Genomic DNA, 14,298 nt, shown 5'->3' with positions numbered 1-14,298 from the left:
GGGCTGGGGAAAGGAGCCCGCCGCAGGCGCCCCACTCGCACCCACCCCACCCGCACCCCCCGGAGCCGAACCACGACAGGAGACCACCGCCCATGACCCGAGTCGCCGCCATCGACTGCGGCACCAACTCCATCCGCCTGCTCGTCGCCGACGTGGACCCACTGACGGGCCAACTCGTCGACCTGGACCGGCGGATGACCATCGTCAGGCTCGGCCAGGGAGTGGACAGAACGGGCCGCCTGGCGCCGGAGGCGCTGGAGCGGACGTTCGCCGCCTGCAAGGAGTACGCGGCGATCATCAAGGAACACGGAGCGGAGCGCCTCCGCTTCGTGGCCACCTCCGCCTCCCGCGACGCCGAGAACAGGGACGACTTCGTACGAGGCGTCCTCGACATCCTGGGCGTCGAGCCCGAGGTCATCTCCGGTGACCAGGAGGCCGAGTTCTCCTTCACGGGCGCGACCAGGGAACTGAGCGGACGGGCCGACCTCACCAGGCCCTACCTCGTCGTGGACATCGGCGGCGGCTCCACCGAGTTCGTCGTCGGCGACGACCACGTGCGCGGCGCGCGCTCGGTCGACATCGGCTGCGTACGTATGACGGAGCGCCACCTCCTGCACGACGGAGTGGTCACCGATCCGCCGACGCAGGCTCAGATCGACGCGATCCGCGCCGACATCGAGGCGGCCCTCGACCTCGTCGAGCGGACCGTCCCCCTGCGCGAGGCGCACACGCTGGTCGGCCTCGCGGGATCCGTCACCACGGTGTCGGCGATCGCGCAGAACCTCCCCGCGTACGACCCGGCCGCCATCCACCACTCCCGGGTCCCGTACGACCGCGTCCGCGAGATCACCGAGTCCCTGCTGACGTCCACTCACGCGGAACGCGCCGGGATCCCCTCGATGCACCCGGGCCGTGTGGACGTCATCGGCGCCGGCGCCCTCGTACTCCTCTCGATCATGGAACGGATCGGGGCGCACGAGGTCGTCGTGAGCGAGCACGACATCCTCGACGGGATCGCGTTCACCGTGGCGGAGGAGCTCCAGCAGCGCCCGTAAGCTACTCGCAGGTAGCCTCGCCTGAGCAGTTCGGGTAACGTATGAGCGCGCCCGAGGGGGCTCGAAAACCCCCTCGGAAACGTCCCGCCGAGAAACTTCGTGAAGTTCTTCACAAGGAAATCTGCCCTGCTGGGGGAGGTTTTGGCGTCCCGGGGCGCCCTTGGGGCCGTACGGGGTTCCGGAAGGGGTGTGCGGGACCGTTTCCGGGGCATGGGAAGTCGGGAAGGCGGACGGCTGGTACAGCCGGATCGCGGGTCCCAAACAGCAGCTCACGCGGTGTTGACAACACCCCAAAGCACATCATGGTCCCCCTGCGGAGGCAGGGGCCCGGTAAAGCGGGCCGGGCAGTGTAGCAGAGGGTGCGACCGAGCTTGTGAAGGGGCGCACGAGCGACCCCCCTGGGGCGGGTGGATACTCGATGGCATGAGCACCACGGAGCGTCCCAGGATCCTCGTAGTAGGCGGTGGGTACGTAGGCCTGTACGCAGCTCGGCGCATTCTGAAGAAGATGCGCTACGGCGAGGCGACCGTCACGGTCGTCGACCCCCGGTCGTACATGACCTACCAGCCCTTCCTCCCCGAAGCCGCCGCCGGCAGCATTTCGCCTCGGCACGTCGTCGTCCCGCTGCGACGCGTGCTGCCTAAGGCGGAAGTTCTGACCGGCCGGGTCACCACCATCGACCAGGACCGCAAGGTCGCCACGATCGCCCCGCTGGTCGGCGAGGCGTACGAGCTGCCTTTCGACTACCTCGTCATCGCGATGGGCGCGGTCTCCCGCACCTTCCCGATCCCCGGCCTCGCCGAGCAGGGCATCGGCATGAAGGGCATCGAGGAGGCCATCGGCCTGCGGAACCACGTGCTTGAGCAGCTCGACAAGGCGGACTCCACGACCGACGAGGAGGTCCGGCGCAAGGCGCTCACCTTCGTCTTCGTCGGCGGTGGCTTCGCCGGTGCCGAGACCATCGGTGAGGTGGAGGACATGGCCCGCGACGCGGCCAAGTACTACACCAACGTGTCCCGTGAGGACATGCGGTTCATCCTCGTCGACGCCGCGGACAAGATCCTCCCCGAGGTCGGTCCCAAGCTCGGTGCGTACGGCAAGGAGCACCTGGAGGCCCGTGGGGTCGAGGTGTACCTGTCCACCTCCATGGACTCCTGCGTCGACGGCCACGTGGTGCTGAAGAACGGCCTCGAGGTCGACTCCAACACGATCGTCTGGACGGCCGGCGTCAAGCCGAACCCGGTCCTGTCCCGCTTCGGTCTGCCGCTCGGCCCGCGCGGTCACGTCGACACCCAGCCGACCCTCCAGGTCCAGGGCACCGACTACATCTGGGCCGCCGGCGACAACGCCCAGGTGCCGGACGTCGCCGCCCGCAAGGCCGGCGTCGAGAACGCCTGGTGCCCGCCGAACGCCCAGCACGCGCTGCGTCAGGCGCGGGTCCTCGGCGACAACGTGATCTCCGGCATGCGGGGCTTCCCGCAGAAGGAGTACTCGCACGCCAACAAGGGCGCGGTGGCCGGTCTCGGCCTCCACAAGGGCGTCGCGATGATCGTCATGGGCAAGATGAAGATCAAGCTCAAGGGTCGTCTCGCCTGGTACATGCACCGCAGCTACCACGGCTTCGCGATGCCGACCTGGAACCGCAAGATCCGTGTCTTCGCGGACTGGACGCTCGCGATGTTCCTCAAGCGTGAGGTCGTCTCGCTCGGTGCCATCGAGACGCCGCGCGAGGAGTTCTACGAGGCTGCCAAGCCGGCGCCCGCGGTGGCGCAGTCCGCCGAGGCCGCGCTTCCGCCGGCCAAGACGGCCAAGTCCGAGGAGAAGGCCAAGGCCTCCTGACCTCCGGCTGCTGAACAACCCGTAGGGGTCTCCCGCCATCCGTGGTAGGGGCGGCGGGGGCGAAAACCGCATGGCCCTTACATCTATTTTGCCCAGACGTAACGCTTTTGCGGGACTGCGCTCCGGCCATCGTGGTGTTTACGTGGTGTTGGACTTTCGGGATCCCTCGTCACGGAGGTGTGCGCCATGCAGGACGCCGCACTGCGGCTCAAGACTCTCCTCGAACAGCTGCTGGGAGTGCCGCTCCCGGTGCGTCTGCGCGCCTGGGACGGTTCTGAAGCGGGTCCGCCGAGTGCCCCCGCCCTCGTCGTACGCAATCGTCGTGCCCTGCGCCGACTGCTGTGGAAGCCGGGGGAGCTGGGGCTCGCCCGGGCCTGGGTCGCCGGTGATCTGACCGTGGACGGCGATCTCTACACCGCCCTCGACCAGATGGAAGGGCTCGTCTGGGAGCGCGGCGAGGACGCCAGGAGCCTGGCGCAGACACTGCGGGATCCCGAGGCACGGGCAGCCGTGCGCGGGCTCCTGATGATGGCGGGACCCCCGCTGCCGCCCGCCCCGCCCCACGAGGAGGTGCGCCGACGCACCCATCTGCACACCAAGCGCACAGACAGACGCGCCATCAGCCACCACTACGACGTCGGCAACGACTTCTACGAGATCGTCCTCGGACCGTCCATGGTCTATTCGTGCGCGTACTGGGCCTCCCCTGACGGCACCCTCGAGGACGCCCAGCGGGACAAGCTCGAACTCATCTGCCGCAAGCTGGACCTCAAGCCCGGCCTGCGGCTGCTCGACGTCGGCTGCGGCTGGGGTTCGATGGCCATCCACGCCGCCCGCGAGCACGGCGTGAGCGTCGTCGGCGTCACGCTGTCGCACGAGCAGGCCGCGTACGCCCGTAAGCGCGTCGCCGACGAAGGACTCACCGACCGGGTCGAGATCCGCGTCCAGGACTACCGCGACGTCGCCGACGGGCCGTACGACGCGATCTCCTCCATCGGCATGGCCGAACACGTCGGCAGCGAACAGTACCTGGAGTACGCGCGGACTCTGATCACCCTGCTCAAGCCGGGCGGGCGGCTCCTGAACCACCAGATCGGCCGCCGTCCGCGGCGCGATGAATCGGCGTACGAGGTCGACGAGTTCATCGACGCGTACGTGTTCCCGGACGGTGAGCTCGCGCCCATCGGCAGCACCGTCACGCAGCTCGAGAGCGCCGGATTCGAGGTGCGGGACGTCGAGTCGATCCGCGAGCACTATGCGCTGACCCTGCGCCGCTGGGTCGCCAACCTGGAGGCGGACTGGCCGCGCGCGGTCCGCCTCACCAGCCCCGGCCGCGCCCGCGTCTGGCGCCTCTACATGGCCGCCTCCGCCCTCGCCTTCGAGCGCAACCGCATCGGCGTGAACCAGGTGCTCGCGGTGAAGACCCCCGAGTCCGGCGCTTCGGGGATGCCGCTGCGGGCCCGTACCTGGGGCTGAAACGCCGAGGGCCCCGTTCCCTCCCGGCCTCCCGGGAACGGGGCCCTTGTGCGCGTACGGCTATTCCGTCTTGATCGCGTTCAGCATGTTCAGCTTCGCGGCGTTGCGGGCCGGCCACAGCGAGGCCAGGACGCCCACCAGACCGGCCAGCACCAGGAAGATCCCGATCCGGTCCCAGGGCAGGACCAGCGCGTAGCCCGGGATCGCTTCCGCGATGGTCTCGCCGATCGCCCAGCCGAGGAACGAGCCGAGACCGATGCCGATGACCGCGCCGAACACCGAGATGACCACGGCCTCCAGCCGGACCATCCGCTTCACGCGGCGCCGGTCGAGACCGATCGCACGCAGCATGCCGATCTCCTGCTGCCGTTCGAAGACCGACATCGCGAGCGTGTTGACGACGCCCAGCACGGCGATGATCAGGGCCATCGCCAGCAGGCCGTACATGACGTTCAGCATCGTGTTGATGGCGCCGCCGAACTCGTTGCGGATGTCCTGCTTGTCCATGATCGTGATCGCGGGGTTGTCGCCCAGCGCGTCGATGAGGACCTGCTCGTTCGCCGAGGTCTGGCCGCCGTCGACCTTCACGAAGATCTCCAGGATGTACGGCTTCGCCTCGTGCTGGTTCGCGATCTTGGTGTCGATGAGGACGGGGGAGAGGAACTCGCTGTCCTTGTAGACGGCGCCGACCGTCAGTGTTGCCTTCTTCTCGTCGGCGAACGTTACGGAGAGGCTGTCGCCGGGCTTCCAGCCCTTGCTCTTGGCCGTCTTCTCCGCGACCGCGACCTGGCCCTTCGCGAGCGAGTCGACGTTGCCGGCGACGACGTCGACGTTCAGGACCTGCTCGATGTCGCCCGGTGTGACCGCCGAAGCGGACACGTAGTCGTCATCGACCTGGAAGTAGGCGTCCTGCTGCGGCGATACCGCGGATACGCCCTTGGCCTTCTCCAGCGCCGTCAGCGCGGACTGGTCGAGGTCCCCGCCGTTCGCCATCGAGACCATGTAGTCGGCTTTGATGTTGTCCGTCGTCATCTTGTCGATCGCCGTGCCGACCGTGATACCGATCACCGACAGGCCGGTCACCAGCGTCAGTCCGATGGCCAGCGCGGAGGCGGTGGCTCCGGTGCGGCGCGGATTGCGGACCGCGTTCTGGCCGGCCAGCTTGCCGGCCACCCCGAAGGGGCCGACCAGCAGCGGACGGACGAGCGCGATCACGGGCCGGGCCAGCAGCGGGATCAGGATGATCACACCGACCAGCGCGAAGAACGCGCCCGCCCCGATGTACATACGGCCGTCGCTGCCGCCGGTCGAGGCACCCGCCACGATCGCGGCCGCGCCGAGCCCGGTGATGGCCGTACCGATGGAGTTGCGCACCACCAGCGACTTGGTGGTCGCCACCGCGTGGACGCTGCTCATGGCCGCCACCGGCGGGATCTTCGCGGCCCGGCGGCCGGGCAGCCAGGCGGCGAACATCGTGATCAGCACACCGACGCCGATCGCGGCGAGCACCGGCGTGGCGGACAGGATCAGCGGGCCGTCCGGAATCTTCATCTCGAACGCGGCCATTCCGGACCGCAGACCGACCGCAAGCCCGATGCCCAGGACGAAGCCGATCACCGAGGCGACCAGGCCCACCACCGCGGCCTCGGCGAGCACCGAGCGGGTGATCTGCTTGCGCGACGCGCCGACAGCGCGCATCAGGGCGATCTCCCTCGTGCGCTGGGCGACCAGCATCGTGAAGGTGTTGGAGATCAGGAAGATCCCGACGAACAGCGCGATGCCCGCGAAGCCGAGCAGGACCTGCTTGAGACTGCCCAGATTCCGCTCGATCTGCGTGGCCTGCTCGTCCGCGAGCGCCTGGCCGGTCTTGGCCACGGCCGTGTCGGACAGCAGCGGCTTGATCGCGTCCAGGATCTTCGCGTCGGACGCGCCGGGGGCGGCTGTGACGGTGACGCTCTCGAAGTAGCCCGGCTTGAGGTACTGCTTCTGAGCGACCGCGGTGTCGAAGAGGACGAGGCTGCCGCCGGCGTTCACGGCGCCGTCCTCGGTGGTGAACACACCGCTGAGCGTGTACTCCTTCACCGGTCCGTTGGTCGCGACCCGCACCCGGTCGCCGACCTGGTACTCGCCCTTGGCCGCGGATTCCTTGTCCAGGGCGATCTGATCGTCCTTCACCGGGCCCGAGCCGTCGGTGAACGTATACGCCGTGTCCTTGCCGTCCTTGCCGGGGGCGAAGTTGGAGCCCTTGTTGGACCAGCCGACGCCGATCAGCTTCCCGTCGGGGTCGGCGACTCCGGCGAAGCCCTCGACTCGGCCGTACACGCCGGCGACGCCGTCCACGGCGGAGATCTTGTCGAGGGTCTTCCCGGAGAGGCCGGCTTCTTCCTCGGGGTTGTCCGGGTCGGCGTACGAGGCGTGCGAGGTGACGGCGACCGCGACGTTGTCGTAGCTCTTCGCCGACTGGTTGCGGAAGGCGTTGGAGAGCGTGTCGGCGAAGACCAGGGTGCCGGACACGAACGCCACGCCGAGCATCACGGCGAGCACGGTCATCAACAACCTGGCCTTGTGCGCGAGCACGTTGCGCAGGGCAGTACGGAACATGGTGTCTTCTCAGTCCAGGAGAGGGGAGAGCAGGTTCAAGGGGGGGGCGCCCCTTCAGGGGCGCGGGGCTGTGTCAATTTGCGGCTCCGCCGCGTGGGCGCGACCAGCCCCCACCGGGCCGCACCCGAGACACGACCCGGGGGCTTGGGGCGCAGCCCCATCTACCGCACGACCAGCAGCGTCAGCTGGTACGACCCTTGGCATCGAACTGCTTCATCCGATCCAGCACCGAATCCGCCGTAGGCCCATACACCTCATCGACGATCCGCCCGTCCGCGAGGAACACAACCCGGTCGGCATACGCCGCGGCCACCGGGTCATGAGTGACCATCACCACGGTCTGCCCCAACTCCCGTACGGAGTTGCGCAGAAAGCCCAGCACCTCCGCACCCGAGCGCGAGTCAAGGTTCCCGGTCGGCTCGTCGCCGAAGATGATCTCCGGCCTGGAGGCGAGCGCCCGCGCCACGGCGACTCGCTGCTGCTGGCCGCCGGAGAGCTGGGTGGGCCGGTGGGAGAGGCGGTCGGCCAGACCCACCATCCCGATCACCGAGTTCAGCCACTCCTTGTCGGCCTTGCGGCCCGCGATGTCCATCGGAAGCGTGATGTTCTCCAGTGCCGTCAACGTCGGCAGCAGATTGAACGCCTGGAAGATGAATCCGATCTTGTCCCGCCGAAGCTTCGTCAGCTGCTTGTCCTTGAGGGAGCCGAGCTCCGTGTCCCCGATCCGCACGGAGCCGGACGAGAACGAGTCCAGGCCCGCCACACAGTGCATCAGCGTGGACTTGCCGGACCCGGAAGGACCCATGATCGCGGTGAGTTCGGCCTGCCGGAAGTCGATGGAGACCTGGTTCAGGGCGACCACCTGGGTCTCGCCTTGTCCGTAGACCTTCGACAGATCCGAGGCGCGCGCGGCCACAGCGGTGGCCCGGTGTGCGATGGGAGTGGTGGTCACGGAGAAGAGCTCCTGTCGGTACGACGACGAGTGGGGACTTGGCTTCCATCGTCGTCGCCGGTGACCGCCGTGTAGTCAGCCGCTGTCCTGGTTCCGAGGGGCGACTTCGGTCGGACCGTACGCACTCACGTCATACCTGGGGATGACCCGTACCCCTGACGGGGTCATAGGTGACGGATCGTCGGATGACCCTCGTTCGGGCGGTGAATTCGCGTCATTCCGCATGTGCCGCGAGGGCTGCGTGAAAGGGCTCGTGGCAAGTGCCGATCGCCCGTACGGTGGGCTGATGCACCCTCAGACGTCAATAAAATAAGACAACATCGAGCCGCCCGTCCGCTGTTCGAGGGATGCGCCCCGATAGGCTCGGAACCTCAAAAATGCGGAGCCCATGGCCTGCCCGGATGGTGGAATGCAGACACGGCGAGCTTAAACCTCGCTGCCCCTACGAGGGCGTGCCGGTTCAAGTCCGGCTCCGGGCACCACCCGATCGTCCCGCGGGCCCGCGGTTTCCCTGCATCGTTCATTGAAGACTTCACGGCACAACCGTTGACAGCGGCCGTATGTCGTCGGAGACTCACGCTCAGAAATAAGTGAAGTAAATTTCACTATACGAACAAGCTACTAGAAGCTGGCTCCACGAGCAATGCCGCCGCATCAACAATGCTGCCGCACGAACAGCGCGAAGGGACGTGCCGATGCGTACCACCGTCGGGATCATCGGGGCCGGGCCGGCCGGGCTGCTGCTGGCGCGGCTGCTGCACAACGCGGGGATCGACTCGGTCGTCCTGGAGAGCCGCGACCGCGCCTACGTCGAGCATCGGCAGCGGGCCGGAATCCTGGAGCAGGGCACGGTCGACGTCCTGCGCGCGGCCGGCGCCGGCGAGCGCATGGACCGTGAGGGGCTGCGGCACGACGGGATCGAGCTGCGCTTCGACCGGCGACGGCACCGGGTCGACTTCCCCGGCCTCACCGGCGGCAGGTCGGTGATGGTGTACGCGCAGACCGAGGTCTGCAAGGACCTCATCGCGCTCCAGCTCAAGGAGGGCGGCCCGCTGCTCTTCGAGGCGGAGGCGCTGGCCGTGGAGGGGGCGGAGAGCGAGAGGCCGCGCGTGCGCTTCCGGCACGAGGGCCGCGAGGACGTCCTGGAGTGCGACTACGTCGTCGGCTGCGACGGCTCCTGGGGCGTGGCCCGCAAGGCGATCCCCGAGGAACTCACGCAGGTCTTCGAGCGGACGTACCCCTTCGGCTGGCTCGGCATCCTCGCCGACGTACCGCCCTCGCACGACGAGCTGGTCTACGCCCGCCACGACCGCGGCTTCGCCCTGCTGAGCATGCGCTCCCCGCAGGTCTCCCGGCTCTACCTCCAGGTGCCCGAGGGCACCGACGCCGAGGAGTGGAGCGACGAGGCGATCTGGGACGAGCTGGAGCGCCGCTTCGAGACTGCCGACGACTGGACGCTTCAGAGGGGCCCGATCACGCAGAAGTCCGTGACGCCGATGCGCTCCTACGTCCACGAGCCGATGCGCCACGGACGGCTCTTCCTCGCCGGGGACGCCGCCCACATCGTGCCGCCCACCGGAGCGAAGGGACTGAACCTCGCCGTCGGTGACGTCGTGACCTTCGCTCGGGCGCTCGTCCACCTCCAGGAGACCGGATCGGCCGAGCGCCTGGACGCGTACTCCGAGACCTGTCTGCGGCGAGTCTGGCAGGCCGAGCGCTTCTCGTACGCCATGACGACCCTGCTGCACCGCGCGCCCGACGCGACCCCCTTCGAGGACCGCATCCAGCTCGCCCGACTGGAGCGGATCGCCACCGCGCGCTCGGCCGAGCAGGACCTCGCCGAGGGCTACACGGGCTTCCCGCTGGAGTGAGCCGTGGATCACAGCCACGATCGGGGGAACCGGAAGAGGCCGTACCGGCGTTGTAACGGTGCCGGGAATGCTGGGTTGAACACTGGCGTTCGCGGTCACAACAGAGGAAAGATCCTCCCCAAGCACTAGAGGCATTCCTTTGCCTACCCATTACTCTTGAGCCAGAGCCACGCAGGGTGGCCATGGAGGAGTGAAATGAGGAGCAGCAACCCGGTCTTCTCGCGACGGGGGTTCAGCCGCGACAACGGCTACGCGGGCTTCAACGCCCAGCCGCAGGCCGGGGGCCCCGCTGTCGGTACGCAGGGGAACCCGTACGCACAGGGCTCCCCGTACGCCCCGCAGGGCGGCAACCCGTACGCGCAGAATCCTTACGCACAGAACCCGTACGCCCCGCAGGACGTCCAGCACGGCGCTCCGCCGCAGGCCCCGCCCACCGCCGACCGCATGACGTTGGACGACGTCATCGCGCGCTCGGCCATGACCCTCGGCACGGTCACCGTCGGTGCCGTCCTCGCCTGGGCCCTGCTGCCGGTCTCGTCGACCAGCTACGGCCTGGCGATCGGCGCGGCGCTCATCGCGATGGTCTTCGCGCTGATCCAGGTCTTCAAGCGCAAGGCCTCGCCCGCGCTGATCCTTGCGTACGCCGCTTTCGAGGGCGTCTTCCTCGGTGTCGTCAGCGAGATGTTCAACAGCCGCTGGTCGGGTGCGCCCTTCCAGGCGGTGCTCGGCACCATGGCGGTCGCCGGCGCCACCCTGCTCGTCTACAAGGCGGGCTGGGTCCGCGTCACCGCCCGGTACGCACGCATCGGTATGGCCATCGCCATCGCGTTCATCCTGGTCATGGCGGTCAACCTGCTGATGGTGGCGTTCGGCGTCGCCGAGGACGGCGGACTGCGGAGCATGGGTCCGCTCGGCGCGATCGTCGGCATCATCGCGATCATCCTCGGCGCGTTCTTCCTGACGCTCGACTTCAAGCAGATCGAGGACGGCGTCGCGTACGGCGCGCCGCGCCAGGAGTCCTGGCTGGCCGCGTTCGGCCTGACCATGACCCTCGTGTGGATCTACATCGAGATGCTGCGTCTGGTCGCCATCTTCAGCGGCGACGACTAGCAGGTCCGCCCGGACCACCACCGGTCGGGTAGTGCTCGAAGGGCCCGCGAACCTCTGGTTCGCGGGCCCTTCATTTGTTCTGGTCTCTGTTCTGGTTGTTCTGTTGGGATGACGTGTCCCTCGTGCGCGCTTCAGAGCAGGTTGCGCGCGGCCCTCCTCAGGTCGTACTCGTGAATGATCGCTTTGGCGTGGCCGTACGCGAGGTTGTGCTCGGCGCGGAGCCAGCTGACCTTCTCCTCGAAACGGAAGAGAGCGGGGCCTTCGTCGACGGTGCGCAACCAGTCGGACACTTCACGACCGGTGCAGTGGGGGATGCGAGCGAGCATGTTGCGATGGGTCTCCTCGGAGAAGACTTGGGACATCGGCGCCTCCGGACGCATGGAATGTAAGCCGGTCCTTCAGGTCACGGTGCCTGAGGGTTGGCGTGTTGGCAACAGTCCGGTTAAGGCGCGTAGTCTCGCGGCGTGCTCGATACCACCCCCCTGACCCGTGCCGTGGACCACTTCGCCGACCGGTTGCGGGCCGCTCCGCAGAGCCGGCTCCAGAGGGGTGCGGCGGCCGAAGCGCTGGGTCTGGCCAGGGAGTTGGCACTGCGTGCCCAGCGCCTTGAGGATCCTCAGGGGCCGCTGCGGGAGATGCCCGACGCGGGTATGTTCGCGGCCGCCGACCAGATCACCGTCGCCGGACACGATCTCGCTCTCGTGCTGAAAAACGAGATCGAGCTGACGGAGGCGGTGCGGCTTGTGGAGGAGGCGCAGAAGCGGGCGGGGGTGTGATGGCCGTGCGCGACTGCGGGTTGTTTGTGGCTGGTCGCGCCCACGCGGCGGAGCCGCAAATGTCACAGCCCCGCGCCCCTATGGGGCGCTGCTGTGGTCCGGCGCTTTACAGCGACGCTATGACTCGGTCCGCGAGGATATAGACGTTCTCCTCGCCCCACGCGAACGTCAGGGCGTACGCGCCGGAGATTCCGGAGCCGCCCAGGAGCACCGGGGTCTCGCCGTCGCGGAGGGCGGCGGCCAGTTGCTCCGCGGTCTCACGGTGGCCCGGGGTCATGCAGAGCGTGGTGCCGTCGGCGAAGACGTAGACGTCGAGCGTGCCCAGCGGGCCCGGGCGGACGTCGGTCAGTTCCGTACGGGACTCGGCCAGGCCCTCCAGGCAGGCGACCGTACGCTCGTGGTCGTTCACGACCGGTGACTGGACCGGAACGAAGTCGGGGTGCGAGGGGTGGCGGCGGCGGGCCGCGGCCAGCTCGGCGGAGTCCGCGGCGAACTCCTCGGTGTCGGCGCCGGGCTCCGTCACCGACTCCAGATGGTCCAGGCCCGCGAAATCCGACTGCCGCGGCAGGAACAGTTCGCTGTCCGGCAGGCCGAGCAGGGTGGGCGCGTCCGAGGCGTCACGCGCCTCCTGGGCGGCCCAGAACGCCCGCGCCTCGGCAAGCTCCCGCTCCCGCTCCTCGGCGAGCGCCTCGGCGACGGCAGCGCGTATCTCGTCCGTGTCCGCGGCTGCCCGGGCCGCGGGCACGACGGCGCGCGCGCCCGCCGCACGGCTCGCGGAGAGATCCGTGTGCAGGGACGCGATCTGCCGGCGCAGCCCGAGTACGGCGCGCAGGGTGGCGACGCCCACGGCCAGGGCGGCGGCCGCGGTGAGCAATAGAGCAAGAGAGATGGCGCTCACTGACGTACTCCCGGTTCAAAGTCGACCCCCGACTTCCTACATCAGCTTGAACGGCGGACTATCCACCTGTCAGTGCGTAACGTCACGAAAGGGACAGGATATTTAGCCCGAGGTTTCCCAGGGAAACGGTTCTGACCTGCACACATCTCCCTCCGGAGGGAGATAGGTCACATCCTGGGGGAGATTGGATCACAAAACGGCCCAGAGCCCCGGGGGTTACTGGGCTCTGGACCGGTTCGCTCACGCTGGGTTCAACCGCGGTTACCCGTACGGGTTCAGCTGAGGCGCTCGATGACCATCGCCATGCCCTGGCCGCCGCCGACGCACATCGTCTCCAGGCCGAACTGCTTGTCGTGGAACTGGAGGGAGTTGATGAGTGTGGTGGTGATGCGGGCACCGGTCATGCCGAAGGGGTGGCCCACCGCGATCGCGCCGCCGTTGACGTTCAGCTTGTCGAGCGGGATGTTCAGGTCGCGGTAGCTCGGGATCACCTGGGCGGCGAACGCCTCGTTGATCTCGACCAGGTCGATGTCCTCGATGGTCAGTCCGGCCCGGCCGAGGGCCTGCTTGCTGGCCTCCACCGGTCCGTAGCCCATGATCTCGGGGGACAGGCCCGAGACGCCCGTGGAGACGATCCGGGCGAGCGGGGTCAGTCCCAGCTCGCGGGCCTTGGTGTCGCTCATGATCACGAGGGCGGCGGCGCCGTCGTTGAGCGGGCAGCAGTTGCCGGCGGTGACGAGACCGTCCGGGCGGAAGACCGGCTTCAGACCCTGGACGCCCTCCATGGTCACGCCCGCGCGGGGACCGTCGTCCTTGCCGACGACCGTGCCGTCCGGGGTGGTGACCGGGGTGATCTCGCGCTCCCAGAAACCGTTCTTGATGGCTTCCTCGGCGAGGTTCTGCGAGCGGACGCCGAACTCGTCCATGTCCTGGCGGGTGATGCCCTTCAGGCGGGCCAGGTTCTCGGCGGTCTGCCCCATCGCGATGTACGGGTCGGGGAGAAGGCCGTCCTCCCGCGGGTCGTGCCAGCTCGCACCCTCGCTCTGCGCGACGTCGGCGGTACGCGCCTCGGCGTCGGCGAAGACGGGATTGTGGGTGTCGGGCAGCCCGTCGCTCGTGCCCTTCACGCTCCGGCTGACCATCTCCACGCCCGCGGAGATGAAGACGTCGCCCTCGCCCGCCTTGATGGCGTGCAGGGCCATGCGGCTCGTCTGGAGCGACGAGGAGCAGTAGCGGGTGATGGTGCAGCCCGGGAGGTGGTCCATGCCCATCTGTACGGCCACGATGCGACCGAGGTTGTGACCCTGCTCGCCGCCGGGGAGGCCGCAGCCGAGCATCAGGTCGTCGATGTCCTTCGGGTCCAGCGACGGCACCTTGGCGAGGGCGGCCTCGATGATCGTGGCGGTCAGGTCGTCCGGGCGCAGGTCCTTCAGTGAGCCCTTGAAGGCGCGGCCGATCGGGGAGCGGGCTGCTGAGACGATCACGGCTTCGGGCATTACGGCTCCAATGAGAAGGGGCGGCGCGCAGCGCCTCATTGAGGGGTGGTGGTCGGGCGGCGGGCGGGAGTACGAGGCGGACGTTGGCAGGGCTGTCTGGGAAGTTACCCGCACGTACCGTAGAGGTCACGGGTATCGCCGTGTGACCCCGGCCGCTTTTTTCTAAGCGCTTGCTTTGTCGCGCGGGGGTCCGGGTGGAAGTTTCTTTTCCCCAACCCCGCCCC

The 14,298-nt window shown here is 68.4% G+C and carries 11 protein-coding genes and 1 tRNA gene; 7 read left to right on the top strand and 5 right to left on the bottom strand.

The features are described 5' to 3' along the window. Positions 1-92 precede the first annotated feature (92 nt). The 3 genes from G5C60_RS44105 (at position 93) to G5C60_RS44095 (ending at position 4,370) form a co-directional block, all read left to right on the top strand. Positions 93-1,055, top strand: a complete 963-nt coding sequence (locus G5C60_RS44105) for a Ppx/GppA phosphatase family protein (RefSeq protein WP_165268745.1) — start codon at positions 93-95, stop codon at positions 1,053-1,055. A 423-nt stretch (positions 1,056-1,478) separates the two neighbouring features. Then, a complete protein-coding gene (locus G5C60_RS44100) occupies positions 1,479-2,894 on the top strand; it encodes an NAD(P)/FAD-dependent oxidoreductase (protein ID WP_165268743.1) in 1,416 nt (471 codons plus the stop codon). Positions 2,895-3,080: 186 nt separating this feature from the next. Further along, on the top strand, positions 3,081-4,370 hold the full coding sequence (locus tag G5C60_RS44095) for an SAM-dependent methyltransferase (RefSeq protein WP_165268741.1): 1,290 nt from the start codon (positions 3,081-3,083) through the stop codon (positions 4,368-4,370). Positions 4,371-4,430: 60 nt separating this feature from the next. Here G5C60_RS44095 and G5C60_RS44090 read toward each other — a convergent pair whose 3' ends face one another. Together G5C60_RS44090 and G5C60_RS44085 are read right to left on the bottom strand one after the other, a co-directional pair. Next, positions 4,431-6,971, bottom strand: a complete 2,541-nt coding sequence (locus tag G5C60_RS44090) for an ABC transporter permease (protein WP_165268739.1) — start codon at positions 6,969-6,971, stop codon at positions 4,431-4,433. A 181-nt stretch (positions 6,972-7,152) separates the two neighbouring features. Next, on the bottom strand, positions 7,153-7,923 hold the full coding sequence (locus G5C60_RS44085) for an ATP-binding cassette domain-containing protein (RefSeq protein WP_165268737.1): 771 nt from the start codon (positions 7,921-7,923) through the stop codon (positions 7,153-7,155). A 395-nt stretch (positions 7,924-8,318) separates the two neighbouring features. On the opposite strand from G5C60_RS44085, the gene G5C60_RS44080 reads away from it, so the two are divergent. The 3 genes from G5C60_RS44080 (at position 8,319) to G5C60_RS44070 (ending at position 10,904) form a co-directional block, all read left to right on the top strand. After that, a tRNA-Leu gene (locus tag G5C60_RS44080) sits at positions 8,319-8,405 on the top strand. 213 nt (positions 8,406-8,618) lie between these two features. Beyond that, positions 8,619-9,794, top strand: coding sequence for a 4-hydroxybenzoate 3-monooxygenase (locus G5C60_RS44075; protein ID WP_165268735.1), 1,176 nt, complete (start codon positions 8,619-8,621; stop codon positions 9,792-9,794). Positions 9,795-9,989: 195 nt separating this feature from the next. Then, positions 9,990-10,904 (top strand): Bax inhibitor-1/YccA family protein, encoded by a 915-nt coding sequence (locus G5C60_RS44070; RefSeq protein ID WP_165268733.1) that lies wholly within the window; start codon positions 9,990-9,992, stop codon positions 10,902-10,904. A gap of 131 nt (positions 10,905-11,035) precedes the next feature. On the opposite strand, the gene G5C60_RS44065 is transcribed toward G5C60_RS44070, so the two are convergent. After that, on the bottom strand, positions 11,036-11,266 hold the full coding sequence (locus tag G5C60_RS44065; RefSeq protein WP_165268731.1) for a DUF4287 domain-containing protein: 231 nt from the start codon (positions 11,264-11,266) through the stop codon (positions 11,036-11,038). Positions 11,267-11,368: 102 nt separating this feature from the next. On the opposite strand from G5C60_RS44065, the gene G5C60_RS44060 reads away from it, so the two are divergent. Then, complete coding sequence (locus G5C60_RS44060; protein ID WP_338146100.1) at positions 11,369-11,680, top strand: hypothetical protein; 312 nt, start codon at positions 11,369-11,371, stop codon at positions 11,678-11,680. A gap of 106 nt (positions 11,681-11,786) precedes the next feature. Here G5C60_RS44060 and G5C60_RS44055 read toward each other — a convergent pair whose 3' ends face one another. Together G5C60_RS44055 and G5C60_RS44050 are read right to left on the bottom strand one after the other, a co-directional pair. Beyond that, the gene (locus tag G5C60_RS44055; protein ID WP_165268747.1) at positions 11,787-12,569 is read right to left on the bottom strand and encodes a hypothetical protein; all 783 of its coding nucleotides are present in this window, start codon (positions 12,567-12,569) and stop codon (positions 11,787-11,789) included. A 284-nt stretch (positions 12,570-12,853) separates the two neighbouring features. Further along, positions 12,854-14,074: an acetyl-CoA C-acetyltransferase gene (locus G5C60_RS44050; RefSeq protein ID WP_165268729.1), complete on the bottom strand. Its 1,221-nt coding sequence runs from the start codon at positions 14,072-14,074 to the stop codon at positions 12,854-12,856. Positions 14,075-14,298: the final 224 nt, after the last annotated feature.

Source organism: Streptomyces scabichelini (assembly GCF_011045015.1).
Classification (GTDB): domain Bacteria; phylum Actinomycetota; class Actinomycetes; order Streptomycetales; family Streptomycetaceae; genus Streptomyces; species Streptomyces scabichelini.
The sequence above is the reverse complement of the archived record's forward strand: the minus strand, read 5'-3'. Positions and strand labels throughout refer to the sequence as shown.